We start from the raw sequence: 25,750 nt of genomic DNA, 5'->3' as shown, positions 1-25,750 counted from the left end.
AGAGCCATGACCATGACCACCAACAGCCGGGCCGTCGCGGTGCCGGTCCCGGGCACCCGGGTCGACGACGAGCCGGTCCTCACGCCGGCGCAGCGCCGCCGGCGCCGGCGTGACGCGCCCGCCGGCTCCCACCGCCGCGGCCGGAAGGTCCTCGGCTATGCCGGGATCACCGTCACGTTCCTCGCCGTCGCGCTCCCGCTGTACTTCATCGTCATCACCTCGCTGAAGACCCACCCGGACATCTACGCCAACCCGATCACGTGGTGGCCCACCGTGTTCGCCCCCGAGAACTACGGCTACGTGATGCGCGAGGTCCGCTTCGACCGGTACCTGCGCAACTCCGTCATCATCACCGCGGTGCTCACGGTCGTGCAGGTGGTGCTGGGCGTCCTGTGCGCGTACGCCTTCGCGTTCCTCCGCTTCCCCGGCAGGAACCTGCTCTTCCTGCTGGTCCTCGCGAGCCTCATGGTGCCCAACCAGATCACGATCATCTCCAACTACGCGCTGGTCGCCGGGTGGGGATGGCGCAACACCTTCCAGGGCATCATCGTCCCGCTCGCTGGCGTGGCCTTCGGGGCCTTCCTCATGCGCAACCACTTCCTGTCCCTGCCCAAGGAGATCCTCGAGGCGGCCGAGATCGACGGGACGGGCTTCCTGCGGACCTTGTTCCGGGTGGTCCTGCCGCTGTCCTGGCCCACCCTGGTCGCCTTCATCCTGATCACCGTCGTGACCGAGTGGAACCAGTACCTGTGGCCCTTCCTCATCTCAGACACCGACGCGGTCGCGCCGCTGCCCATCGGCCTGACCCAGCTGCAGGACAACGAGGGCCTGACCAACTGGGGCCCGGTGATGGCCGGCACGGTCCTGACCACCCTGCCGATGCTCATCGTGTTCCTGCTCCTGCAGAAACACATGATCAAGGGCCTGACCGCCGGAGCAGTCAAGGGCTGATGCCGGCGCCATCCACGCTGCCCGCGCGCGCCGGCAGCTGCCCGGCCGGCCCACGCCGGCACACAGACCGCGGGACATCCCGCCCGTCGTCCGCCAGCAGGTCCCGGTGGCCGACCCCCGCATGCGACCGCATGCATCCCACGACATGGAGGATTGACATGGCTCTTTCACGACGCACGCTGCTCGGTGTCGCAGCCGCCGGTGCGCTGACCCTCGCCGTCGCCGGCTGTGCGGGCACCGGCACCTCGGGCGCCACCGCAGCGACCGGTGGCGGTGGCGAGGAGGGTGACGGCACGATCCAGTTCTGGTCGAACCACCCCGGCGGCTCCAAGGACGTCGAGCAGGCCATCATCGACCTGTGGAACGAGGAGAACCCGGACACCCCGGCGACCCTGATCGACGCCGGCGCCAACTACGAGGAGCTCGGCCAGAAGTTCAACGCCGCCCTCGCGGGCGGGGGCCTGCCGGACGTCATCGTGGCCTCGGACGTCACCTGGTTCAACTTCGCCTTCACCGGCGCGACCGCCCCGCTCGACGACCTGTGGACCGAGGCCGGGGTGGACCCCGACTCCTTCGTCGACACCCTCCGTGAGGACTACGCCTACGACGGCGACCACTACGGCATGCCGTACTCGCGCTCGACGACCCTGATGTACTTCAACACCGATGTTCTCGAGGCCGCGGGCCTGCCGACGGACCGCGGGCCCCAGACCTGGCAGGAGTTCGCCGAGTGGGCGCCCAAGCTGGTGGCGGCGAACGACGGCAAGCCTGCGCTCGTCGTCCCGGACGGCACCTCCTACCTCGACTGGTACTTCCAGGGCATGGTCTGGACCTTCGGGGGCGCCTACTCCGAGGACTGGACCCCCACCTTCACCGACCCCGCCACCATCGAGGCGGCCAGCTTCCTGCAGGAGCAGGTCGCGGCCGGCCACATCCAGATCACCAAGGACGCCAACAACACCTTCGGCATCGGCGACGCCGCGGGCCTGCTGCAGTCCACCGGGTCCCTCGGCGGCCTGACCGAGGCCGCGACGTTCCCCTTCATCACGACCTACCTGCCTGGCCCGACCCCGGGGGCCGCGACCGGCGGCGCCGGCCTCGCCGTGCCCGCGGGCATCAGCGACGAGCGCAAGGTCAACGCGGTGAAGTTCATCGACTTCCTCACCAACACCGAGAACACCATCACGTTCACCCAGGCCACCGGTTACATGCCGGTCCGCAAGGACGCCCTCGAGCACCCTGAGGAGCAGGCCTACCTCGAGGCCAACCCCAACGCGATGACCGCGATCAACCAGCTCAACGAGAACACCGCGCCGCAGGACTTCGCGCGCGTGTTCGTGAACGGTGGCGGCGCGCGCATCGGCGCGGCCCTCGACCGCATCACCATCGGCCAGGAGGACGTGGCCACCGTCATGCAGGACCTCCAGGACGAGACCCAGGCGGTCATCGACCGCGAGATCACCCCCAACCTGTGACGCCACGCGGGTACGCCCGCGGGCATCGCTGAAGGACTGAGAGGAACACCATGGCCACGATCGAGTACCGGCAGGCGTCGCGGATCTACGACCCGACCCGGCCGGCGGCCGTCAACCGCATCAGCCTGTCCATCGACGACGGCGAGTTCCTGGTGCTGGTCGGCCCCTCGGGCAGTGGTAAGTCCACCGCTATGCGGATGCTGGCCGGCTTGGAGCCGATCGATGAGGGCGCCGTCCTCATCGACGGCAAGGACGTGTCCGAGACGCGCGCCCGGGACCGTGACGTGGCCATGGTGTTCCAGTCCTACGCCCTCTACCCCAACATGACCGCACGGCAGAACATGGCGTTCGCCCTCGAGAACGCCCGCCTGCCGAAGGACGTGATCGCGGCGAAGGTCCGGCGCGCCGCCGACATGCTCGAGCTCGGCCCGCTGCTGGACAAGAAGCCCTCCGCGATGTCCGGTGGGCAGCGCCAGCGCGTCGCCATGGGGCGCTCCATCGTGCGCGACCCGAAGGTCTTCTGCCTGGACGAGCCGCTGTCGAACCTGGACGCGAAGCTCCGCGTCTCGACCCGTGCCCAGATCGGCGCCCTGCAGCGCGAGCTCGGCGTGACCACCGTCTACGTCACCCATGACCAGACCGAGGCCATGACGATGGGCGACCGTGTCGCGGTCCTCAAGGACGGCGTCCTGCAGCAGGCCGACACACCGACCCACCTCTACGAGCATCCCGGCAACACTTTCGTGGCGGGCTTCATCGGCTCGCCCGCGATGACGCTGATCGACGGCGTCACGGTCCGCGCCGGCCGGGCCCTGCTGGGCCGGGAGCTCGACATCGACCTGGGGCTCACACGTGAGCTGGCCGGGAAGGTGACCGACTCCGTCGTCGTCGGCGTCCGCCCCGAGGGCTGGCAGGTCATCGGCGCCGGCGAGGAGGATCCCATCGGGGAGGCTGCCGTGCCGGTCCGCGTGGCCCTCGTGGAGCGGCTCGGCGCGGAGGCCTTCGCCTACTGCGACGCGCTGGTGACGCCGGGCGCGCGCGTGAGCGTCCGCGGCGGACGCGTCGCCATCCGGCTCGAGAAGGGCGCCGAGCAGATCCACGCGGGCCAGACTCTGCACGTGCGTCCCGCCCGGGGTGCCTGCTCGTTCTTCGATCCCATCACCGAGGTCAACCTCGAGTACCTGTGACGGGCGGAAGCGGGTCGCGGCACGCCGAGCGCAGACGGTGCGGCCGCCTCACAGCGCCGTGCGGTAGCGCTCCACGAAGGTCCGCAGCAGGCGGTGGGAGTCGCTGACGTCGGCCCGGGAGATCCGCACGATCACCTGGTCGGCCTCCTCCGCGGGGAAGTAGCCGGAGTTGCGGTAGACGTCGATGCGGGTGACCATCGCCGCGCGGTCCAGCTCGGGGTGGAACTGCGTGACGTACTGGTTGGTGCCCAGCCGGAACATCTGCACCGGGCACGCCGCCGAGGTGGCCAGCAGGACGGCGCCCGGCGGCAGCACCGTGCAGGCCTCCTTGTGCCCGACGTACGCGGCGAAAGATGGCGGCAGGCCGCTCAGCAGGGGGTCCTCCCGGCCGGCGTCGGTCAGACCGATCTCCACGGCCGCCGTCTGCTCCGCGTAGGTGCTGTCGATGACGGCGCCGGTGAGCCGGCCCAGGGCGCCGACGCCGTAGCACAGCCCGAGGAACGGGAAGTCGCGCTCGTGGATCTCCGTGAGCACCTGGCTCAGCTCGGCCTCCACGCGGAGCTGCTCGTCGCTCTTGTGCGCTGCCGGGATCGACGCGGTGTACGGGCTGCCGCCGAGCAGCACGCCCGAGTACGCCTCCAGGTCAAGTGGCGCGAAGGGCCCGGACTCCATCCGGATGCGCACCAGTTCCTCCGGGCGCAGCCCGGTGTGGGCGAGGAAGCTGGCGTACTCGTCGTCCGCCGCCACGTCCTCGCTGCGTGAGGCGAGCAGTGCGAAGGGCTTGGTCGGCATGGCACCAGTCAACCCGGTCGCGGCGGCCACGTCAGGCGGTCGCCGAAGTGTGGAACCGCCGTCGGGCTCTGTCCACGTGGTGGGACTGACAGATGGCATGTCGCCGGGAAGATGACATGTCGCCGGAGGGGGTGGCTCGCCGTGCGAGTGGGCGGTCGCGGACTTACCGTTGACGCGATCCCGGACCGGGACGACGAAGAAGGGAGCGCACCATGGGGCTGGACGACAAGATCAGCAACGCTGCCGAGGAAGCCAAGGGCAAGGCGAAGGAGGCGGCCGGCAAGGCCACCGACAACGAGCGCCTCGAGGCCGAGGGTCACACCGACCAGGCCAAGGCCAACCTCAAGCAGGCCGGTGAGGACGTCAAGGACGCCTTCAAGTAGCCGCACCGGTGCGCAGCGGGCCCCGCGGGAGTGATCCCGCGGGGCCCGCGTGCGTCAGGTGGTCGGGCTGGTCAACGCCTCCCCGTTCGGGCTCAACCCGATGATTTTCAGCGAGAACCGTCCCGCGTGCACCGGGTGGCCGCGCGGCTCACCGTGGGCACGGTCTGTGCCAGGCGGGCGACGAAGCGCGCGCCATGTCCTTACCGATGGCGTTGGTGCCCGGTGGGGGAGGGGTGCGTCGGGCCATGGGGACACCACTCGCGGCCGCCGCGTGCCCATCGGTCGCCGGCGGGTGCCCATCGACCGACCGTCTCCGGACCGAGCGAGGGTGGCCGGCCACCCTCGCTCGGTCCGACGACCCTCGGCCGGTCGGTCCGGATCCGGGACAGCGGCCCCGCCCGTCGCGCCCTGTCGCCGGGCCAACGCGGTCTGTTGTATGCACAAACGGCGCGCACACGCAGCGCCAGTCATCGGTTTAGTGAGCTTGTATACAAACATGCGGAATCTCGGTACGGTCGCCGTGTGCGAGCGAGTGAACGGGTCTACACCGAGCTACGCGAGGAGATCGTCTCCTGGCGCCTCGAGCCCGGCACGGAGCTGGCCGAGGTCGAGCAGGCCGAGCGCCTGGGCGTTTCCCGGACCCCGCTGCGCGAGGCGCTGGGCCGGCTGGCCGCCGAGGGCCTGGCGGTGCCGGGCCGCGGCCGCACGCTGGTGGTCTCCGGCCTGGCGGTGACCGATCTGCGCCAGCTGTTCGAGCTGCGCGAGGCGCTGGAGACCCAGGCCGCCAGGCTGGCCGCGCGGCGCGGGGACCCCCGCGTCTTCGCCGCCCTCGCCCAGCGGTTCGGCGCCGCCTCCGCCCTGCTGGAGCCCGCCGACCCGGACCGTGTGGCCTACTACCGGCTGGTCGAGGACCTCGATGCCGCACTGGACGAGGCCATGGCCAGCCCGTACCTGCTGCGCGCCCTGGGCAGTCTTCGCGCGCACGTCGCACGGGCCCGCCGCCTCGCCCACGACAACCCGGACCGGCTGGCCCGGGCCGCGGCCGAGCACCGCCTCATCGCCGAGGCCATCGCCGACGGCGACGCCACGCTCGCCGCCCAGGCCACCGCCGTCCACCTGCACGCCAGCCTGGCCAACATCCTCGCCAGCCTGGAGACCGTACCCGCAGGCCGCGACGCCTCCGCCGACCAGACCACCCCCGCCGACCAGACCACCCCCGCCGGCGACGAGCTCGGCGCCGAACCCGTTGGAGCAGAATGACCGCCCAGATGGTGACCCACCAGGTCCGCATGCACCCCAGCGCGGACAACCTCCCCCGCACGGAGCAGCTCGCGTGGAAGATCGCCGAGGTGGCGGCCGACCCCGTCGCGGTCCCCGACGACGTCACCGCGATGATCATCAACCGCGTCATCGACAACGCCGCAGTCGCCACCGCGTCCCTTACCCGCGCCCCCGCCATCGCGGCCCGGGCGCAGGCCCTCGCCCACCCCTACACCCCCGGCGCCACCGTCTTCGGCGCCCCGCGAGCGCAGCGGGTCAGCCCCGAGTGGGCCGCGTGGGCCAACGGCGTCGCGGTGCGCGAGCTGGACTATCACGACACCTTCCTCGCCGCGGAGTACTCCCACCCCGGCGACAACATCCCCCCGATCCTCGCCGTCGCCCAGCACCTCGCCATCCGCCGTGGCCTGACCGGGGCGCAGCTGGTGCGCAGCATCGCCACCGGGTACGAGATCCAGGTGGACCTGGTCCGGGCCATCAGCCTGCACAAGCACAAGATCGACCACGTCGCCCACCTCGGCCCCTCCGCGGCCGCCGGCATCGGCACGCTCCTGGGCCTGGACCCCGAGATCATCTTCCAGGCCGTCGGCCAGGCCCTGCACACCACGACGGCCACCCGCCAGTCCCGCAAGGGCGAGATCTCCACCTGGAAGGCGCACGCCCCCGCCTTCGCCGGCAAGGTCGCCGTCGAGGCGGTGGACCGGGCCATGCGCGGCCAGACCTCACCCACCCCGATCTACGAGGGCGAGGACGGCGTCATCGCCTGGCTGCTCGACGGCCCGGACGCCGCCTACGAGGTGCCGCTGCCCGCCCCGGGGGCGCCGAAGCTGGCGATCCTGGACACCTACACCAAGGAGCACTCCGCGGAGTACCAGTCCCAGGCGCTCATCGACCTGGCCCGCAAGCTCCGCCGCGAGCGTCCCGAGCTCGCCGACCCGGCGAACATCGCCGCGATCGTCATCCACACCAGCCACCACACCCACTACGTCATCGGCTCCGGTGCGAACGACCCGCAGAAGTACGACCCCACCGCCTCGCGGGAGACCCTCGACCACTCCATCCCGTACATCTTCGCCGTCGCCCTGCAGGACGGCGCCTGGCACCACGTCGACTCCTACGCCCCCGAGCGGGCCGCCCGCCCCGACACCGTGGCGCTGTGGCACAAGATCACCACGGCCGAGGACCCGGAGTGGACCCGCCGCTACCACGCCGAGGACCCGGCGGAGAAGGCCTTCGGCGGCCGGGTGGAGATCACCCTGACGGACGGTCGCACCGTGGCCGAGGAGATCGCCGTCGCCGACGCCCACCCGCTCGGCGCCCGCCCCTTCGGCCGCGCGCAGTACGTGGAGAAGTTCCGCACCCTGGCCGCCGGGGTCCTGGACGACGGCGAGATCGAGCGGTTCCTCGACGTCGCCCAGCGTCTGCCACAACTGGGTGCCGAGGAGCTCGCCGAGCTCACCGTCACCGCGCCGGCCGCGCTGCTGGCGCCGCTGACCACGCCCGAAGGGATCTTCTGATGCTGCACGCCCGCACCACCGCCGCGGCCAAGCGCGCCGCGTTGCGCGAGCGCCTCGCGAGCGGGCAGCTGCTGCGCTTCCCCGGCGCGTTCAACCCGCTGTCCGCCAAGCTCATCCAGGACAAGGGCTTCGAGGGCGTCTACGTCTCCGGGGCGGTGCTCTCCGCCGACCTCGCCCTGCCCGACATCGGTCTCACCACGTTGACCGAGGTGGCCGGGCGCAGCCAGCAGATCGCCCGGGTCACCGACCTGCCGGCCCTCGTCGACGCCGACACCGGGTTCGGCGAGCCGATGAACGTGGCCCGCACCGTGCAGGCGCTGGAGGACGCCGGAGTCGCCGGGCTGCACATCGAGGACCAGGTCAACCCCAAGCGCTGTGGGCACCTGGACGGCAAGCAGGTGGTCGACCAGGGCACGGCCCTCAAGCGCATCCGCGCCGCGGTCGACGCCCGCCGCGACCCGGACCTGCTGATCATGGCCCGCACCGACATCCGCGGCGTCGACGGGCTCGCCGCCGCCGTCGACCGCGCCAAGGCCCTCGTCGACGCCGGCGCCGACGCGATCTTCCCCGAGGCGATGCGCGACCTGGCCGAGTTCGAGGCGGTGCGCACCGCCGTCGACGTCCCCGTCCTGGCCAACATGACCGAGTTCGGCAAGTCTGAGCTCTTCACCACTCGCCAGCTCGCCGACGTCGGCGTCAACATCGTCATCTACCCCGTCTCGCTGCTGCGCCTGGCTATGGGGGCGGCCGAGCGGGGGCTGGACAGTCTCATCGACGCGGGCACGCTCGCGCCGGTGGTGGACCAGATGCAGCACCGGGCCCGGCTGTACGAGCTGCTCGACTACGAGTCCTACAACCACTTCGACACGGCGATCTTCACCTACGTGCCCGAGCCCGCCGCTCGGCCCTGACCCGCACGGCCCCCGCACCCGGGGGCCGCGCAGCCCTCCCGAGTTCTGCCCCACCGAGTCCTGAGCCACCGACGCAGTCCTGACCCACCGACGCAAGGGAGCGATCATGAGCCAGACCCAGACCGAGCCGGAGATCCGCAAGGGGCTCGTCGGCGTCGTCGCCGACACCACGGCGATCTCCAAGGTCAACCCGGAGACCAACTCGCTGCTCTACCGCGGCTACCCGGTGCAGGAGCTGGCGGCGCGGTGCACCTTCGAGGAGGTCGCCTACCTCCTCTGGCACGGTGAGCTGCCCACGTCGGCCGAGCTCGCCGCGCTCGAGGACGCCGGTCGCGGGCGGCGGGCCCTGGCTCCCGAGGTGCGCGCCGCCGTCGACCTGGTGCCCACCACCGCCCACCCCATGGACGTGCTGCGCACCGCCGTCTCCGTCATCGGGGCCACGGACCCGGCCGCGGACGACGCCTTCCGCGAGGCCAACCTGGCCAAGTCCGTGCGGCTGCTCGCCCAGATCCCCGCCGTCGTCGCCTACGACCAGCGCCGCCGCCGCGGCCAGGACCTCGTCGAGGCGCGCCCCGACCTGGGCTATGTGGAGAACTTCCTCCACATGACGTTCGGGGAGGTCCCCGACCCGGTGGTCGTCGACGCGTTCCGCGTCTCCCTCATCCTCTACGCCGAGCACTCCTTCAACGCCTCGACCTTCACCGCCCGAGTCATCACCTCGACCCTGTCCGACCTGTACTCCGCCGTCGTCGGCGCGATCGGGGCGCTGAAGGGCCCGCTGCACGGCGGGGCGAACGAGGCTGTCATGCACGTCTTCGACGAGATCGGCACCGCCGAGGACGCCGAGGCCTGGCTGGATACCGCGCTGGCCGAGAAGCGCAAGATCATGGGCTTCGGACACCGCGTCTACAAGCGCGGCGACTCCCGGGTGCCCACCATGAAGGCCGCCCTGGACACCCTCGTCGCCCACTACGACCGACCCGACCTCGCCGCGCTCTACGACAACCTCGAACGCGCCATGGTGGCGCGCAAGAACATCCAGCCGAACCTCGACTACCCCTCCGGTCCCGCCTACCACCTCATGGGCTTCGACACCGCGACGTTCACCCCGCTGTTCGTCGCCGCGCGCATCACCGGCTGGACCGCGCACATCATGGAGCAGCTCGCGGCCAACGCGCTCATCCGACCGCTCAGCGCCTACTCCGGGCCGGCCGAGCGGCACCTGCCGCAGCGCTGAACGCCCCGCGGTCCCGCAGCGCTGAGCGCCCGCGGTCCCGCGGGGCTGAGCGCCCGGCTCCCAAGGGGACGAAGGTCACCACTGTGACGGGGCCCACTCCTTACCCTGGCCTCAGTGACGCAGGCCACTGTCTACTGTGAAGGACGGACGCCACGGGGGTGCGCCGAAGCTCGGAAGGAGCTGTTGATGGCGAAGTACGTGTACCGGTTCAGTGAGGGCGGCAAGGACCAGAAGGACCTGCTGGGCGGCAAGGGCGCCAACCTCGCGGAGATGGCCAAGATCGGGTTGCCGGTGCCACCGGGCTTCACGATCACGACCGAGGCCTGCCGGGCGTACATGCGCGACGGGAAGGTGCCCGCCGAGCTGCGGGTCGAGGTCACCATGGCGCTGCGCGAGATCGAGGACCAGCTCGGCCGCGGTCTCGGCGACTTCCACGAGCCGCTGCTCGTCTCCGTGCGCTCCGGGGCGAAGTTCTCCATGCCGGGCATGATGGAGACGGTCCTGAACGTCGGGCTCAACGACGCCTCGGTGAAGGGCCTGGCCGAGTACTCAGGGGACGCGCGCTTCGCGTGGGACTCCTACCGGCGCCTGATCCAGATGTTCGGCAAGACCGTGCTCGACATCGACGGCGACCTGTTCGCCCACGCCCTGGACGAGAAGAAGCGCACCGCCGGCGCCGCCACCGACGTCGACCTGACCGCCGAGGACCTCCAGGATCTCGTCACCCAGTTCAAGGCCATCGTCAAGGACAAGAGCGGGCACGAGTTTCCCCAGCACCCCCGCGAGCAGCTCGACATGGCCATCGAGGCGGTCTTCGGGTCCTGGAACACCGAGCGGGCCCGGCTCTACCGGCGCCGCGAGCGCATCCCCAACGACCTGGGCACCGCCGTCAACGTCGTCACCATGGTCTTCGGCAACCTCGGGAAGACCTCCGGCACCGGGGTGGCGTTCACCCGGGACCCGTCGACCGGCCACTCCGGGGTGTACGGGGACTACCTGGCCAACGCCCAGGGCGAGGACGTCGTCGCCGGCATCCGCAACACCCTGTCCCTGGCGGACCTGGAGAAGCTCGACGCGAAGTCCTACGGCGACCTCATGCAGGCGATGCGCCGGCTCGAGACGCACTACCGGGACCTGTGCGACATCGAGTTCACCATCGAGCGCGGCAAGCTGTGGATGCTGCAGACCCGGGTGGGCAAGCGCACCGCCGGGGCCGCGTTCCGTATCGCCACCCAGCTGGTCGACGAGAACCTCATCACCATGGACGAGGCCATCGCGCGCACCACCGGGGCGCAGCTGTCCCAGCTGCTCTTCCCCCAGTTCGACGGCGGCGCCGCGCGTCACCTGCTCACCAAGGCGATGGCCGCCTCGCCGGGCGCCGCGGTCGGCGAGATCGTGCTGGACAACGCCCAGGCCCTGGAACGCACTGCCGAGGGCGCCAAGGTGATCCTCGTGCGCCGGGAGACCAACCCCGACGACCTGCAGGGCATGATCGTCGCCGACGGTGTCCTGACGGCCCGCGGCGGCAAGACCTCCCACGCCGCCGTCGTCGCCCGCGGCATGGGCAAGTGCGCCGTGGTCGGCGCGGAGGAGCTCGACGTCGACCGCGCCGCCGGCGAGGTGCGCGTCAACGGCACCGTGCTGCGCGCCGGTGACATCATCGCCATCGACGGCTCCACCGGGGAGGTCTTCCTCGGTGAGGTGCCGGTGGTCGACTCCCCGGTCATGCGGTACATCTCCGACGGCCTCGAGGCCGGGCTGGCCGCCTCGCCCGACGACGAGACCCGTGAGCTGGTCACCGCCGTCGACCGGGTCCTCGCCCACGCCGACGACGTGCGGCGGATGCGGGTGCGCGCCAACGCCGACAACGCCGACGACGCCCGCCGGGCCCGTCAGCGCGGCGCCGAGGGCATCGGTCTGTGCCGCACCGAGCACCAGTTCCTCGGCGAGCGGCGTGAGTACATCGAGCACGTGGTCCTGGCCGACACCGACGCGGACCGTGCGAAGGCCCTGACCGAGCTGCTACCCATGCAGCGGCAGGACTTCGTCGAGCTCCTCGAGGCGATGGACGGCCTGCCCACCACCATCCGGCTCATCGACCCGCCCCTGCACGAGTTCCTGCCCGACCTGACCGACCTGTCCGTCAAGGTGGCCCTTGCCGAGGCGGCGGGGAAGGCGGACGAGCGGGACGTGAAGCTGCTGGCCGCGGTGCGCCGCATGCACGAGCAGAACCCCATGCTCGGCCTGCGCGGCGTGCGGCTCGGGCTGAAGGTGCCCGGCCTGTTCGCCCTGCAGATCCGGGCGATCGCGGAGGCCACCGTGCAGCTGCGCCAGGCCGGCAAGGACCCGCGCCCGGAGATCATGGTGCCCCTCATCGGCTCGGTCCGGGAGCTGCAGATCGTCCGCGAGGAGGCAGAGGGCGTCCTCGCCGAGGTCGGCCGGGCGGCCGGCACGGCGCTGGACCTGCCGATCGGGTGCATGATCGAGCTGCCCCGCGCGGCGCTGACCGCGCACCGCATCGCCGAGGAGGCCGACTTCTTCTCCTTCGGTACCAACGACCTGACCCAGACCACGTGGGGCTTCTCCCGCGACGACGTCGAGGGCGCCTTCTTCGCCGACTACCTCGAGAACGGGGTGCTGACCATCTCCCCGTTCGAGACCCTCGACGGCGACGGCGTCGGCGCGCTGGTGCGGGCCGGGGTCGAGGGCGGCCGGTCCGCCAAGCCTGACCTGCACATGGGGGTGTGCGGCGAGCACGGCGGGGACCCGGAGTCGATCCACTTCTTCCACGACGCCGGGCTGGACTACGTCTCCTGCTCCCCGTTCCGGGTGCCGATCGCCCGGCTGGAGGCCGGCCGGGCCGCCGTCCACGCGGAGGACGCCACCGCCTGACCCGCGACGGCGGCACGGCGCCCGGGTCTGCCTCGCCCACCGCCCGCCGCGGCGTGACCTACGCCGCGGCGAGCGATGGGCGATGAGGGACGTTCGTCCGGTTCGGACGAGGTGAGGCATACCTAATCTCGAAGGCGTGAAGCTCTCCGACTGCCGGCGTGGTGCGTCGGTCCGGGTGCTCGGCGTCGACGTCGCCGAGCACGCTCGGCTGCGCATCGAGGAGATGGGCCTTCGCCCGGGAGCGGTCGTGCGGGTCACGCACCTGGCCGCATTCGGCGGCGTCGTCGTCGCCGCCGGTGGGGCGCGGGTGGGCCTCGACGCCGCCACCGCCCGCCGCGTACGCACCGAGCCGGCGCCGGAGCGGAACCGATGAGCTGCCAAGGGCCGGCGGCGCCGCGCCTGGTCGGCGCCACCATGACGGCCACTGTCCTGCTGCTCGGCAATCCCAACGTGGGCAAGTCGACCCTGTTCAACGCCCTCACCGGCGCTCGCCAGGAGGTGCGCAACGCCCCCGGCACCACCGTGGAGGTGCACGAGGGCCAGTGGGCCGGGCCCGGTGTGCGCCTGCTCGACGTGCCCGGCACCTACTCCCTGCTCGCCCGGTCCCCGGACGAGCAGGTGGCCGTCGACGTCCTCGCCGGTGCGGGCGCAGACGCGGCCGATCTCGTCGTCGTTCTCCTCGACGCCGCCGCGCTGCCCCGCTCGCTGTACCTGCTCGGGCAGGTGGCCCAGGCCGGCCGCCCTGTCGTGGCAGCGCTGACGATGTGCGACGTCGCCGCCGTGGCCGGCGCCAGGGTGGACCCGGCGCAGCTGCAGAACGTGCTGGGGGTGCCGGTCGTGGCCACCGACCCGCGCCGGCGCGACGGCCTGGCCGCGCTGGCGGCCGCCGTCACCGCCGCGCTGCGCGCCCCCGCGCACGTGCGCGGCCTCGAGCCGGACCCGGCAGCACCCGGTTTCGCCCCGTGCGGGTGCCCCACCGAGACGGCGTGCACGCATCCCTGTGCGGGCCCCGGGCCGGCCGAGCCGCTCACGCACCTGCCGCTCGACACGCAGCTCGCCAGGTCCCAGCGACTCTTCGACTGGGTGCAGGGCGTCCTGGACCGGGCCGGTCCGGCCCAGCCGGAGCCGCGCCCCACCGTCTCGGACCGCATCGACCGGGTGCTCCTGCACCCCGTGGCGGGCGTGCCCATCCTGCTCGTGGTCGCGTGGACGCTCTTCCAGCTCGCCACCGCGGTGGCCGCGCCGCTGATGGACTGGGCGGAGCGCCTCGTCTCCGGTCCGTTGACGGCCGCGACCGGCGGGCTGCTCGACGCCGTCGGCGCCGGTGGGGGTTGGCTCGAGGGGCTGGTGGTCGGCGGCGTGCTGGCCGGTGTGGGCACCGTGCTGTCCTTCGTCCCGCTGATGAGCCTGATGTTCCTGGCCATCGCCCTGCTGGAGGACTCCGGCTACCTCGCACGAGCCGCCTTCGTCGCCGACCGGGCCATGCGCCACCTGGGCCTGGACGGGCGCGCGGTCCTGCCGCTCGTGGTCGGCTTCGGCTGCAACCTGCCAGCCCTCGCGGCCACCCGGACCCTTCCCGACGCCCGCCAGCGTCTCATCACCACCCTGCTGGTGCCCTACACCTCCTGCGCCGCCCGGCTGACCGTGTACATCCTGCTCGCCGCCGCATTCTTCCCCGACTACGCCGGCACGGTCATCTTCGCGATGTACCTGCTCTCGGTCCTCCTCATCGCCGTCGCCGGCCGGCTCCTCAGCCGCTTCATCGGCGCCGGCGGCGCCGAGCACCCGCTCGTGCTCGTCCTGCCGGCCTACCAGCGCCCCCGCCTCGGCGCCCTCCTGACCGACACCTGGAGGCGGCTGCGCAGCTTCGTCACCAAGGCCGGCAAGGTCATCGTCGCCGCGCTGACCGTCGTGTGGGTGCTGCTGGCGGTGCCGGTCACCGGCGGGCACCCGATCGGCGAGGTGCCCGTGACCGACAGCCTTTACGGCGCCACCGCCGAGGCCATCACCCCCGTCTTCGCACCGGCCGGGTTCGACGACTGGCGCGCGACCGCCGCCCTCATGACCGGGTTCGTAGCCAAGGAAGTCGTGGTGGGCTCCTTCGCGCAGACCTTCGCCGTCACCGAGCCGGACGACCCCGCCGACGCCGGCCCCCTCACCACCCGGCTGCGCGCGGCGCTGGAGACCTCCTCCGACGGGCACGGGGAGGCCGCGGCGCTGGCCTTCATGGTGTTCGTCCTCGCCTACACCCCGTGCCTGGCCACCCTCGCCGAGCAGCGCCGCCTCATCGGCCGGCGCCGCACCGCAGCCGCGATTGCCGTCCAGCTCACGCTGGCCTGGTGCGCCGCCGTCGCCACCTTCCAGATCGGACAGCTGCTGTGGTGAGCGTCCCGGCCCGCACCCGTCGCGGTGACATCCCGGGCGCTCGCGGAGACGTCCTCACCGCCCTGCGCGACGGCGCCAGCCCCGCCGCCGCGGCCGCCCGCATCGGGCGCGACCCGGCGCTGGTGGACGTGATGGTCGACCACTACCGCCGGTTGGGCCTGGTGGCGGATCCGGGCTGCTCCGGGCCCTGTGTCGGGGCTCAGACCGAGACCCTGCCGCCCGGCTGCCGCGGGTGCCCACTGGCCGGTTAGCCCGCCCCGGCGGCCCCCCCGGGCGGGTAGGGACGTTGGTCCCGCCACCCGAAATCGGACGAACCTAGTCTCCGGTTTCATGAGGCTCCCAGTGCCGTGGGTGCGGCGAGGTGCGTGTGGTCGGCATGGCGGGCGGGGTGGCGATGGCGCCCTCGCTCCGGGCGCTCGGGCTGCGCCCGGGAGTGCGGCTACGGGTGACGGGGCGCGAGGCGTTCGGCGGCGTCGCCGTCGCGCTGGCCGGCGCTCGGGTGGTCCTCGACGCCGCCACCGCCCGCCGGGTGGGCGTCACCCCGGTGCTGCCGCGCCACCGCTGCGCGCCGCGCCACGGTTGAGCGCGCCGCGCCGTCCAGCCGCCGGTCCGTCTCCGACCGGGCCGCGACCCCGTGCCAGACTGGCGCGCGTGAGCACGGTCACCGAGAACGACGTCGTCGCCGCCCTGCGCGGCGTGGTGGACGGCGAGGTGGACGACTCGGTCCGCCGACGCGCGGAGTATTCCACGGACGCGTCGAACTACCGGGTGCCGCCGGCGGTGGTGGTCGCCCCGCGGGATACGGATGACACTCTGGCCGCGCTGGACGTGGCGCGCCGTCTGGGTGTGCCGGTCACGGCCCGCGGGGCGGGGACCTCGGTGGCCGGCAACTCGATCGGGCCGGGCCTGGTGCTGGACTTCTCCCGGCACATGAACGAGATCGTGGCCCTGGACCCCGAGGCGCGCACCGCGGTCGTCCAGCCAGGTGTGGTCATGTCGAGCCTGCAGGCGGTGGCCGCCCCGCACGGGCTGCGGTTCGGGCCGGACCCGTCCACCCAGAACCGGGCGACGCTGGGCGGGATGATCGGCAACAACGCCTGCGGCCCGCACGCGGTGGCCTACGGCCGCACGGCGGACAACGTCCTGGCCCTGGACGTCGTGGACGGGTTGGGCCGGCGGTTCACCGCGGGCGCGGGCACCGGCGCGCTGGACGCGGTGCCGGGCCTGGACCGGCTCGTGCGCGCCGACATGGCGACCATCCGCACCGCGCTGGGCCGGTTCGGCCGGCAGGTCTCCGGCTACTCCCTGGAGCACCTGCTGCCCGAGCACGGGCAGGATCTGGCCAAGATGTTGGTGGGCACCGAGGGCACGCTGGTGACCATTTTGCAGGCGACGGTGGGCCTGGTGCCGATGCCCACCGCCCCGGTGGTGGTGGCGCTGGGCTATCCGGACATGCCCTCCGCGGCGGACGCCGTACCGGCACTGCTCATGCACCGGCCGCTGGCCGTCGAAGGCCTGGACGCCCACCTGGTCGACGTGGTGCGCCGGCACCAGGGCGCCGGCGCGGTGCCCGAGCTGCCAGCAGGCGGCGGGTGGTTGCTGGTCGAGGTCGGCGCCGACCCGGGCGAGACGGACGCCGACGTGCTGGCCCGCGCCCGGGCGCTCGCGGCCGACGGTGGCACGAAGGCGGTGCGGGTGGTGCCGGCGGGGGAGCAGGCCGCGGCGCTGTGGCGGATCCGCGCCGACGGTGCGGGCCTGGGCGGGCGGACCCCGTCGGGGGCGCCCGCGTGGCCGGGCTGGGAGGACGCGGCGGTGCCGCCGGAGCGGCTCGGGGACTACCTGCGCGACTTCACCGCGCTGATGGCCGATCGCGGGGTGGACGGGCTGCTCTACGGGCACTTCGGCGACGGGTGCGTGCACGTGCGCCTGGACCTGCCGCTGGAGACCCCGGCCGGGATCGGGCCGTCGCGGGAGTTCCTCGAGGCCTCGGCGGACCTGGTCGCGTCTTATGGCGGGTCGCTGTCGGGCGAGCACGGCGATGGGCGGGCCCGTTCGGAGCTGCTCGCCCGCATGTACGAGCCCGAGGTGCTCGAGCTGTTCGGGCGGGTCAAGGCGCTGTTCGACCCGGAGAACCACCTCAACCCCGGGGTGCTGGTGGACCCGGCGCCGCTGGACGCGGACCTGCGCCGTCCGCATGCCCGGCCCACCCCGGCCCGCACGGGCTTCGCGTTCGCCGAGGACGGCGGCGACTTCGCCACCGCCGTGCACCGGTGCACCGGGGTGGGCAAGTGCCGGGCGGACAACTCGGGCGCGGGCGGGTTCATGTGCCCGTCCTATCAGGCCACCAAGGACGAGAAGGACGTCACCCGCGGCCGGGCCCGGGTGCTGCAGGAGCTGACCAACGGTGCCCTGGTGACCGACTGGGGCTCGGACGCGGTGCGGGAGTCCCTGGACCTGTGCCTGTCGTGCAAGGCATGCTCGGCGGACTGCCCGGCCGGGGTGGACATGGCCCGGTACAAGTCCGAGGTGCTGCACCGCACCTACGCCGGCAAGGTCCGCCCCCTCAACCACTACCTGCTGGGTCAGCTGCCGCGCTGGACCCGGCTGGTCACCGCCGTCCCCGTCCTGGCCAAGCTGACCAACACGGTGCTCAAGGCCCGTCCGCTGGCGCAGGTGGTGCTGCGCGCCGGCGGGATGGACCCGCGCCGGGACATGGTCACCTTCGCCGAGGAGCGGTTCTCGACCTGGTGGAAGACACAGGACGACGGCGCCGCCGGCTCCAACACCGGCACCGCCACCGGCTCCAACACCGGCACCGGCACCGGCACCGGCACCGGCACCGCCACCGGGGCCGACCGGCCCCGGTTCGCAGTGCTGTGGGCCGACACCTTCTCCGAGACCCTCGACACCGCCGGCGCCCGGGCCGCCGTCACGCTGCTCGAGGACGCCGGGTACACCGTGGTCGTGCCCGACGAGCCCGCCTGCTGCGGCCTGACCTGGATCTCCACCGGCCAGCTCGACGGCGCGAAGAAGCGGCTGACCCACCTGCTCGGGGTGCTCGCGCCGTATGCCGCGAACGGGATCCCGGTGGTCGGCGTCGAGCCGTCCTGCACGGCGGTGCTCCGCTCGGACATGGTCGACCTCCTGCCCGACGACCCCCGCGCGCCGATGCTCGCTGCTGGCACGTACACCCTGGCCGAGCTGCTCACCGCCCCGGCCCCGCTCGGCCCCGGCCCCCACTGGCAGCCCACCTCGCTGGAGGGTGTCGAGGTGGTCGCCCAGCCGCACTGCCACCACCACTCCGTCATGGGCTGGGACGCCGACGCCGCGCTGCTCACCCGGGCCGGGGCGTCCATCAACCGCCTGGCCGGTTGCTGCGGCCTCGCCGGGAACTTCGGCATGGAGAAGGGGCACTACGACACCTCGGTCGCCGTCGCCGAGAACGCCCTGCTCCCGGCGCTGCGCGAGGCCGGCCCGCAGACCGTGTACCTGGCCGACGGGTTCTCCTGCCGCACCCAGGCCGAGCAGCTCGCCGGCAGGCACGGCGTCCACCTCGCCCAGCTCCTCACCGGGGACCGGTAGGACGGGGCGGGGAACCGACCACGTCCGCCCACGAGGCGGCCCGCCGGTGCGCATGCCCACACAGTTCGGGACTGCCCACGGTCGGAAATGCGTGAGAAGATGAGGGCCGCAATTCTCCGCAACCCGTGACACAGTCAGGTTCCTTGTCGCATGCCGTTCTTCGAGTTCGACGCGGGGCGGCTGGTGCCCGCCCAGTTCGGGCGACCCGTGGCCGAGAGCATCGACCCTGAGCTGCTCCAGGCCGTCCGTGACCAGGTCCTCGACCTCGTCCAGCAGCCCCTGTTCCCGGTCACCTGGCACGGTGACCCAGCGAGGGCCGGCGAGGCGGCCGTGCCGCGGCTGACCGCGATGGATCCCTCTGGCCAGGTGGTGACGGTGGAGGTGGTCGACCGGCTCGACCCCGTCGCCCTCGTCGCCGCGCTGGGGCTGTGCGCACGCAACTCCGAGCTCGGCTGGACCGAGCTCGGTGAGCTCTACCCGCGCGGGGTCGGCACGTTCCGCCGGGACTGGAACGTCTTCCGCGAGTCGATGCCGCCGCGGCCCGCGCCGGGCCCGCGGTTGATCATCGTTGCGGGCTCCGTGGCTGACGAGGTGCGACCCGCCCTGGACTCCCTCGTGGGCTCGGGGGTCTCCGTCTTCGAGATCGCCGTCCGCCAGCTGAGCAGCGGGCGCCGGTTCCTCGAGGTGACCGAGGTGCGGCCGCGCCGGCTCGGCCAGGTTCCGGCGGTCCTCACCGGCAGCTCCCGGGCGACCCCCATCGAGCTGTCCGTCTCGCCCGCACCCACCACGGACGTGGCCGCCCCGCCGACCGAGCCGGTCCCGATCATTCCCGTGCCGCAGGCCCCAGCAGCACCGACCTCGCCCGAGGGTGACGTCTGGGCGCCGGTGGGCCGGCCCGCGGCGGCGCAGCCGGTGAATCCGGTGCACTCGGTGGCAGTGAACGGCGCGGCTCCAGCCGAACCCACCACCGCGACCCCTGCCGCGTCAGCCGGCCCTGCCGCGCCTCCTGCCGTGCCTGACCCGGCTCCTGCCGTGCCCGCCGCCGCGCCGGCGGAGCACGGTGGTGCCGAGGCCGAGCAGGAGGCCGCGCCGGCCGCGCCCTACCGCAGCGCCGCCGGCGACGGCGTGGTCAGCGACGACGCCGCCGACCTGGCGCTCATCGCCGAGACCCTGGGCGGGGACACCGCACTCACCTGGGTCCAGCTGCGGCGCGGTGTCCGGCACGAGGCCACCCTGACCTCCGACGGGCTGGTCCGTCTGGCCGGCGGCGCCGCCTTCGACGACCCCGACCTCGCGGCGGCGGCCGCCTCCGGCCGTGACGACGTCGACGGCTGGCGCGTGTGGCGCTTCGGTGACGAAGGCCCGAGCCTGGCCGAGGCGCTCACCGAGCTCGAGTCGGCCGCCGCTCGCGCCGCCGGCGGCAGGCGCAGGCGGCACGGCGCCTGACAGGCCGACGCCGGCTCCTGCAGGCCTGCACGTTCGGGTCCGCTCATCCGGGCCCACTCCAGCAGGGGACTACCGTGCGGCGGGCTCCGGCACACGCACCACGTACGCCCGGGACCAGCGCCGCAGCTCCGCGTACATCCGCCGCCGCACCTGGCGCGCGGACAGCGTGATGTCGTGGATGGCGCCGTCGAACCGGGCCACCGTGACGAGCGGGCCGAGCTGAAGCGCGCGCCGACGGATCTGCTCGACGTCGAGCACCGTGTCCGCCTCGCGCATCTGCGGTGACCACCGCGCGCTGACCACGGTGCGTCCCGAGGACATGACCAGCACCGGGCAGCTGATCTCCAGCCCGTCGGCCACCTGGGCGTGCCCGGCCAGGACCGCGGACAGCCAGCCGGGCCGCAGGGGGGCGCTGGGGGAGAGCCGCCACGCCGGTTCGGGCATCCAGCCGGTGACGAACGGGTCGTCCTCCTCGCCCTCGGGCGCCGGGCCGTCGGCGTCGGTCCAGCCCAGCAGGGTGCGCTGGTAGAACCCCAGATCCGTCGTCGGGATGATCGCCTTGGGATGCAGCCTGGCCAGCCCGCCGACGATCGGTTGGGACAGGGCACGTAGCATCGCCGACCCCTGCAGCTCCAGCCACGGGGAGTTCAGCACGAGCGCGCGCAGCGCGCCGGGGTGCCGGTGGGCCCACACCGCTGCGGTGAGCCCGCCGGTGGAGTGGCCCATCAAGACGACGTCGGTGCCCACCCCGTGGGTGGCGCGCACGACGTCGAGCGCGGCGTGCAGGTCCTCGTCGTAGGTGGAGAGCTTCTCCACGTACCCACGGGTCTGGTGCTCGCGCAGAGACCGGCCGTACTTGCGCAGGTCGAGTGCGTAGAACGCGCCACCGAGGGCGGACCACTCGCGGGCGAGCTCACGCTGGTGGAAGTAGTCGTTCCAGCCGTGCAGGTAGAGCACCGCGAAGGTGGGGGACGACGGTGTCCCCGGCAGCGCCTCCGGATCGTCGGCCGGCACGTGTCGCACCAGCGTCGCGACCACCTCGCCCTCGTCGTCGTCGAGCAGGGGCAGCGTGCGCGCCTGGAAGCCCTGGCCCAGCACGTCCTCGGCCCAGCGGTCGGCCGGCGGCGCCGGCGGGAACGGGACGGCGTCCTCGGGCACCGTCTCGTCCGGGCGGTGGGACGAGACGTCGACGTCGGAGCTCTTGCGGGCCATGGGGTCATCATGCCGCGCGACACCGACATGCGCGGGGACGACGCCGGAGAGGCCCGGTGTGCGGCGTCAGCGTGCGACCCGCACCGGGGCCACGTTGCGCAGGAAGCGTCCAATGAGCGCGGTGACCTGGTCGTGCTCGACCAGGAAGCCGTCGTGGCCGTGGTCAGAGCGGATGTACGCCACGGGGCCGGACCGGGGCACGGCCGCCGCGATGCGCTCGGACTCGGCCGGGAAGAACAGCCGGTCGGAGTCGACGGCGACCACCAGGGTCTCGGCCTGGATCTGCGCCAGTGCCGCCTCCACCCCGCCGCGGTCGCGGCCGAGGTCGTGGGTGACCATCGACTGCGTGAGCGTGACGTAGCTGCCCGCGTCGAAGCGCAGGGCGAGCTTGCCGGCGTGGTGGTCGAGGTAGGACTGCACGGCGTAGCGCCCGCCGCTCAGCGGTTCCTCCGCGTGCTGGGGCAGGCGGCCGAAGCGGCCGTCGAGCTCGGCCGGGCTGCGGTAGGTCGTGTGGGCGATCTGCCGGGCCAGGCCCAGGCCGGCGTGCGGGCCTCGGCCGGGGGCGGCGTCGTAGTAGTCCCCGCCCCGCCACCCGGCGTCGAGCCGGATCGCGGAAAGCTGGGTGTGCGCCCAGGCCACCTGCTCGGCGCTGGACTGTGCCGCGGAGGCGACGACGGCGATCGCGGCCACCCGCTCGGGAGCCATGACGGCCCACTCCAGCACCCGGTGCCCGCCCATCGAGGCGCCGACCACGAGCGCCCACCGGCCCACGCCGAGGCGGTCGGCCAGCTCGATCTCGGCCGCCACCTGGTCCCGCACGGTCAGCAGCGGGAAGCGGGAGCCCCACGGCGTGCCATCGGGCGCAGGGGAGGAGGGTCCGGTCGAGCCCTGGCATCCGCCGAGCACATTGGGTGCGACCACGAAGTACTTGTTGGTGTCGATGGCCCGGCCGGGGCCGACCACCTGACCCCACCAGCCGTCGTCGTCCCCGGGGCCGTGGGCGGTGACGTGGGCGTCGCCGGTGAGCGCGTGCAGCACGAGCACGGCGTTGTCGCCTGCCGCGTTCAGCTCGCCCCAGGTCTCGTAGGCCAGACGCACCTGCGGGAGCCGGCCGCCGGCCTCGAGCGGCAGCGGACCGAGATCGACGAACCGACGGTGACCGGGGTCGTCGCCCGCCCGCCAGGCACCCGAGGCGGGGATGGCCGCGGGGTCGACCTCCCGGCGCGCGTGGCGCCGAGAGGGCGGGGCGCCCACCGAGGGGGCGGCCGGTCGGGCCGTCCCCTCGGTGGTACAGCGCTCGTCGGTCATGCTCAGGCCCCGGCGGTGGCGGGCTGGGTGGCCGAGTCCGCCGTGAAGGCCGCCGCCGCGTCCAGGCCGAGCTCGAGGTCGGCGAGGATGTCGGCGATGTTCTCGATGCCGACGGCCAGGCGGACCAGGCCGGGGTTGACGCCCGCCGCCTCAAGCTCGGCCGGGTTGAGCTGGGAGTGCGTGGTGGACGCCGGGTGGATCACCAGGGAGCGGACGTCGCCGATGTTGGCCACGTTGGAGTGCAGCTTCAGGGCGTCGACGAACGCCAGGCCGGCGGCGTAGCCGCCCTCGAGCTCGAAGGCGAGGACGGCGCCCGCGCCCTTGGGGGCGTACTTCTGTGCCCGCTCGTACCAGGGGGAGGAGGGCAGTGAGGCGTAGGCGACCCGGGTGACCTGCTCCTGGGCCTGGAGGAACTCGGCCACCTTGCGAGCGTTGTCGACGTGCCGCTCCACCCGCAGGGACAGCGTCTCGATGCCCTGGCCGATGAGGAAGGCGTTGAACGGGGAGACCGCGGGGCCGAGGTCGCGAAGCAGCTGCACGCGGGCCTTGAGGATGAACGCCGGGGCGCCCAGGTCCTTGTAGACCAGGCCGTTGTAGGTGGGGTCGGGCGTGTTGTAGTTGGGGAAGCGCTCGGGGTCGGCCGACCAGTCGAAGGTTCCGCCGTCCACCAGGACGCCCGCGATCGAGGTGCCGTGCCCGCCGAGGTACTTCGTGGCCGAGTGGATGATGATGTCGGCGCCGTGCTCGAGCGGCTTGATCAGGTAGGGCGTCGCGATGGTGTTGTCCACCACGAGCGGCACGCCGACCTCGTGGGCGACGGCGGCGACGGCCTCGATGTCGAGGATCGCGGACTTGGGGTTGGCGATCGTCTCGCCGAAGAACAGCTTGGTCCGCGGGGTCGCGGCGGCGCGCCACGACTCGGGGTCGTCCGGGTTCTCCACCCACCGGGTGGTGATGCCGTACTTCGCCAGCGTGTGCTGCAGGAGGTTGACCGTGCCGCCGTACAGGTTGGGGCTCGCGACGATCTCGTCGCCCCCCTCGGCGATGTTGAGGATGGCCAGGGTCGTCGCCGACTGGCCGGAGGCCAGGAGCAGCCCGCCCACACCCCCCTCGAGCGCGGCGATGCGGCTCTCGACGACATCCACCGTGGGGTTGCCGATGCGGGTATAGATCGGGCCGGTCTCGGCCAGGGCGAAGCGACCCGCGGCCTGCGCGGCGTCCTCGAAGACGAAGGAGGTGGTCTGGTAGATCGGCAGCGCCCGGGCGCCGGTGGCGGCGTCGGGGGTCTGACCGGCGTGAACCTGGAGGGTCTCGAAGCTCCAGGCGTCCTGCGGGTTGGTGGTCTCGTTGCTCATGAGAGGGCTCCTTGGAAGGGGAGCGGGCCAACGAGTCCGGCGGTGCCGTGTCCCGTCAACCCGCGTGGGGGCTGGCAGCGACATGCACGTTCGAGGTGCTCACGCCCTCACCGGCGGCCGTCGTGGCCGTCATTGCCGGTTCAGGGCATGCCGAACGTGCGCTTCAGCGGCACATTCGACGGCGGGACATGCCGGTGACTCTAGGCCGGGTCTTCACCAGGTGGCGAGAGGCGTCTCACAACCTGAGAACCGTGTCGTGTCCCGTTCCTCATCACGAGACACCCGGAGCCGATGAGACAGGTGTGACAGATGTGAATAGAGGGGCAGGTGTTTTAATTGAGGCGGAGTTCCGTTACTGTCGCTGAGACGGTTGCACCCCCCACGTCAACCGGACACGCCGGTCGACGGTTGACCGGCTCAAGCTTTCACGGAGGAATGGTGACGGTCTCCCCCCGCCGTGCCAGGCGCGTCGCGGCGTCGGTCGCTGCCCTGACCTTGTGCGGCACCCTGTTTGCGGGCCCGTCGGCGGCCGCCCCGGGCGACCGGACCACGGGCGCCTCCATCGCCACCCTCGAGATCGAGCTCGCCCGCGTCGCGGCGCAGGCCGAGGTGGTCACCCGGCAGGCGTCTGTGGCGAACGAGGAGTACCTGCGTTCGGAGGAACAGCTGGCCGCGGCCGAGGCCGCCGCGCAGGAGGCGCGAGACCGCGCCGCCGCCGCGGCGAGGGAGCTCGAGGCAGCCAGGTCCGCGCTCGGCCAGGTGGCACTGGCGTACTACCGGGACGGCTCCACAGGACTGGCCCAGATCAGCCCCTATGTCTCCGCCCGGAGCTTCGACGAGGCGATGACCCGCTCGACCACGCTGAACCGGCTCGGTGCGCGCGCCGACACCGAGGTCCAGAGCTTCAAGGCCGTCGAGCAGGTCGCCGCCACCCTCCAGCGGCGCGCCGACCAGGCGGTCGAGGTCCGGGAGCAGGCCACCGCGGCGGTGGCGCAGGCACGGGACGAGGCCGAGGCGAGCGTCTCCGTCGTGCAGACCGAGGTCAGCCTGGCGACCGAGCGTCGCGACCAGCTCATCACCGAGCTCGCCGCGCAGCGGGACACCACGGTGGAGGAGGAACGGGCCAGGCAGGACCGCCTGGACGCCGAGCGCCGCAACCGCGAGGACACCGTCGCCCGCGCGGCCGCGTTCCGGGCCGAGGCGGCGCCCACCCCGGCGTCCCCGGCTCCTGCCCCGGCTCCTGCCCCGGCTCCGGCCCCCGCGCCGGCCGCCCCCGCCCCCAGCCGGGCCGAGACGACGCCGGCCGCGCCCACGTCGTCGGCCCCCACACCCGCCCCGGTTCCTGCGCCCGCTCCGGCTCCTGCCCCGGCCCCCACACCCGCACCCAAGCCGGTGCCCGCGCCGGCCCCGGCCCCGGCCCACGTGCCGCCGGTGAAGACCGGCGCCGCGCAGGCCGCGATCGCCTGGGCGCGCGACCAGATCGGCAAGCCTTACGCCCTCGGTGCGACAGGCCCCGACGCGTTCGACTGCTCGGGCCTGACCATGCGGGCCTTCCAGCACGCGGGTATCTCGCTCTCGCGCACCAGCCGCTCGCAGTACACCAACGGCACGCAGATCCCGCTGAGCCAGGTCCAGGCCGGCGACCTCGTGTTCTGGTCCAGCAACGGCACCGCCTCGGGGATCTACCACGTCGCGATCTACAGCGGCGGCGGGATGCGCGTCCACGCACCCAACCCGAGCGCACCCGTGCAGGAGGTGCCGATGTACTACGCCAACATCATGCCGAGCGCTGTGCGGCTCTGATCGGTCGAAGCGCCCCGGCCCCGAGCCGGCGGCCGC

The 25,750-nt window shown here is 72.9% G+C and carries 20 protein-coding genes; 16 read left to right on the top strand and 4 right to left on the bottom strand.

Going from position 1 to position 25,750, the window contains the following annotated elements:
- The first annotated feature begins 6 nt into the window (after positions 1-6).
- The 3 genes from FE374_RS16645 to FE374_RS16635 all read left to right on the top strand — a co-directional run bounded on the left by FE374_RS16645 (position 7) and on the right by FE374_RS16635 (position 3,613).
- Positions 7-951: a carbohydrate ABC transporter permease gene (locus tag FE374_RS16645; RefSeq protein ID WP_230978355.1), complete on the top strand. Its 945-nt coding sequence runs from the start codon at positions 7-9 to the stop codon at positions 949-951.
- 158 nt (positions 952-1,109) lie between these two features.
- On the top strand, positions 1,110-2,426 hold the full coding sequence (locus tag FE374_RS16640) for an ABC transporter substrate-binding protein (RefSeq protein ID WP_223173565.1): 1,317 nt from the start codon (positions 1,110-1,112) through the stop codon (positions 2,424-2,426).
- Between the two features lie 50 nt (positions 2,427-2,476).
- Complete coding sequence (locus FE374_RS16635; protein ID WP_139930348.1) at positions 2,477-3,613, top strand: ABC transporter ATP-binding protein; 1,137 nt, start codon at positions 2,477-2,479, stop codon at positions 3,611-3,613.
- Positions 3,614-3,661: 48 nt separating this feature from the next.
- Here FE374_RS16635 and FE374_RS16630 read toward each other — a convergent pair whose 3' ends face one another.
- Positions 3,662-4,405 carry a glutamine amidotransferase gene (locus FE374_RS16630; protein WP_139930346.1) on the bottom strand — a complete coding sequence of 248 codons (744 nt, stop codon included), beginning with the start codon at positions 4,403-4,405 and terminating at the stop codon, positions 3,662-3,664.
- Positions 4,406-4,617: 212 nt separating this feature from the next.
- Here FE374_RS16630 and FE374_RS16625 point away from each other — a divergent pair, with 212 nt between their 5' ends.
- The 12 genes from FE374_RS16625 (at position 4,618) to FE374_RS16570 (ending at position 20,036) form a co-directional block, all read left to right on the top strand.
- Entirely contained in the window at positions 4,618-4,788 is a 171-nt protein-coding gene (locus FE374_RS16625; protein ID WP_139930344.1) for a CsbD family protein, read from the top strand.
- A 522-nt stretch (positions 4,789-5,310) separates the two neighbouring features.
- Positions 5,311-6,048: a GntR family transcriptional regulator gene (locus tag FE374_RS16620; protein ID WP_139930342.1), complete on the top strand. Its 738-nt coding sequence runs from the start codon at positions 5,311-5,313 to the stop codon at positions 6,046-6,048.
- Between the two features lie 8 nt (positions 6,049-6,056).
- Positions 6,057-7,583, top strand: coding sequence for an MmgE/PrpD family protein (locus tag FE374_RS16615; RefSeq protein ID WP_139931661.1), 1,527 nt, complete (start codon positions 6,057-6,059; stop codon positions 7,581-7,583).
- Positions 7,583-8,494 carry a methylisocitrate lyase gene (gene prpB, locus FE374_RS16610; RefSeq protein WP_139930340.1) on the top strand — a complete coding sequence of 304 codons (912 nt, stop codon included), beginning with the start codon at positions 7,583-7,585 and terminating at the stop codon, positions 8,492-8,494. Before FE374_RS16615 ends, prpB begins: the two co-directional genes overlap by 1 nt.
- 106 nt (positions 8,495-8,600) lie before the next feature.
- Positions 8,601-9,731 (top strand): bifunctional 2-methylcitrate synthase/citrate synthase, encoded by a 1,131-nt coding sequence (locus tag FE374_RS16605; protein WP_139930337.1) that lies wholly within the window; start codon positions 8,601-8,603, stop codon positions 9,729-9,731.
- A 186-nt stretch (positions 9,732-9,917) separates the two neighbouring features.
- On the top strand, positions 9,918-12,623 hold the full coding sequence (ppdK, locus tag FE374_RS16600) for a pyruvate, phosphate dikinase (protein WP_139930335.1): 2,706 nt from the start codon (positions 9,918-9,920) through the stop codon (positions 12,621-12,623).
- Positions 12,624-12,759: 136 nt separating this feature from the next.
- Positions 12,760-12,996 (top strand): FeoA family protein, encoded by a 237-nt coding sequence (locus FE374_RS16595; RefSeq protein ID WP_139930333.1) that lies wholly within the window; start codon positions 12,760-12,762, stop codon positions 12,994-12,996.
- Positions 12,997-13,037: 41 nt separating this feature from the next.
- Entirely contained in the window at positions 13,038-15,008 is a 1,971-nt protein-coding gene (gene feoB / locus FE374_RS16590; protein ID WP_230978354.1) for a ferrous iron transport protein B, read from the top strand.
- Positions 15,005-15,259 (top strand): hypothetical protein, encoded by a 255-nt coding sequence (locus tag FE374_RS16585; protein WP_139930329.1) that lies wholly within the window; start codon positions 15,005-15,007, stop codon positions 15,257-15,259. Before feoB ends, FE374_RS16585 begins: the two co-directional genes overlap by 4 nt.
- A 110-nt stretch (positions 15,260-15,369) precedes the next feature.
- Positions 15,370-15,591, top strand: coding sequence for a FeoA domain-containing protein (locus FE374_RS16580; RefSeq protein ID WP_223173564.1), 222 nt, complete (start codon positions 15,370-15,372; stop codon positions 15,589-15,591).
- A 68-nt stretch (positions 15,592-15,659) separates the two neighbouring features.
- Positions 15,660-18,590, top strand: a complete 2,931-nt coding sequence (locus tag FE374_RS16575; RefSeq protein WP_230978353.1) for an FAD-binding and (Fe-S)-binding domain-containing protein — start codon at positions 15,660-15,662, stop codon at positions 18,588-18,590.
- A 150-nt stretch (positions 18,591-18,740) separates the two neighbouring features.
- Positions 18,741-20,036, top strand: a complete 1,296-nt coding sequence (locus FE374_RS16570) for a restriction system modified-DNA reader domain-containing protein (RefSeq protein WP_139930326.1) — start codon at positions 18,741-18,743, stop codon at positions 20,034-20,036.
- Positions 20,037-20,105: 69 nt separating this feature from the next.
- Here the strand turns inward: FE374_RS16570 and FE374_RS16565 are convergent, their stop codons facing one another.
- The 3 genes from FE374_RS16565 to FE374_RS16555 all read right to left on the bottom strand — a co-directional run bounded on the left by FE374_RS16565 (position 20,106) and on the right by FE374_RS16555 (position 23,911).
- Positions 20,106-21,248 carry an alpha/beta hydrolase gene (locus FE374_RS16565; protein WP_139930324.1) on the bottom strand — a complete coding sequence of 381 codons (1,143 nt, stop codon included), beginning with the start codon at positions 21,246-21,248 and terminating at the stop codon, positions 20,106-20,108.
- A gap of 66 nt (positions 21,249-21,314) precedes the next feature.
- On the bottom strand, positions 21,315-22,556 hold the full coding sequence (metX, locus tag FE374_RS16560) for a homoserine O-acetyltransferase MetX (RefSeq protein WP_139930322.1): 1,242 nt from the start codon (positions 22,554-22,556) through the stop codon (positions 21,315-21,317).
- A gap of 2 nt (positions 22,557-22,558) precedes the next feature.
- On the bottom strand, positions 22,559-23,911 hold the full coding sequence (locus tag FE374_RS16555; RefSeq protein WP_139930320.1) for a bifunctional o-acetylhomoserine/o-acetylserine sulfhydrylase: 1,353 nt from the start codon (positions 23,909-23,911) through the stop codon (positions 22,559-22,561).
- 438 nt (positions 23,912-24,349) lie between these two features.
- Between FE374_RS16555 and FE374_RS16550 the strand changes: the two genes are divergently transcribed.
- Positions 24,350-25,714 carry a C40 family peptidase gene (locus tag FE374_RS16550; protein WP_139930318.1) on the top strand — a complete coding sequence of 455 codons (1,365 nt, stop codon included), beginning with the start codon at positions 24,350-24,352 and terminating at the stop codon, positions 25,712-25,714.
- Positions 25,715-25,750: the final 36 nt, after the last annotated feature.

The organism is Georgenia yuyongxinii (assembly GCF_006352065.1).
GTDB classification, from domain to species: Bacteria; Actinomycetota; Actinomycetes; order Actinomycetales; family Actinomycetaceae; genus Georgenia; species Georgenia yuyongxinii.
This window is presented reverse-complemented; position numbering and strand designations above follow the sequence as displayed.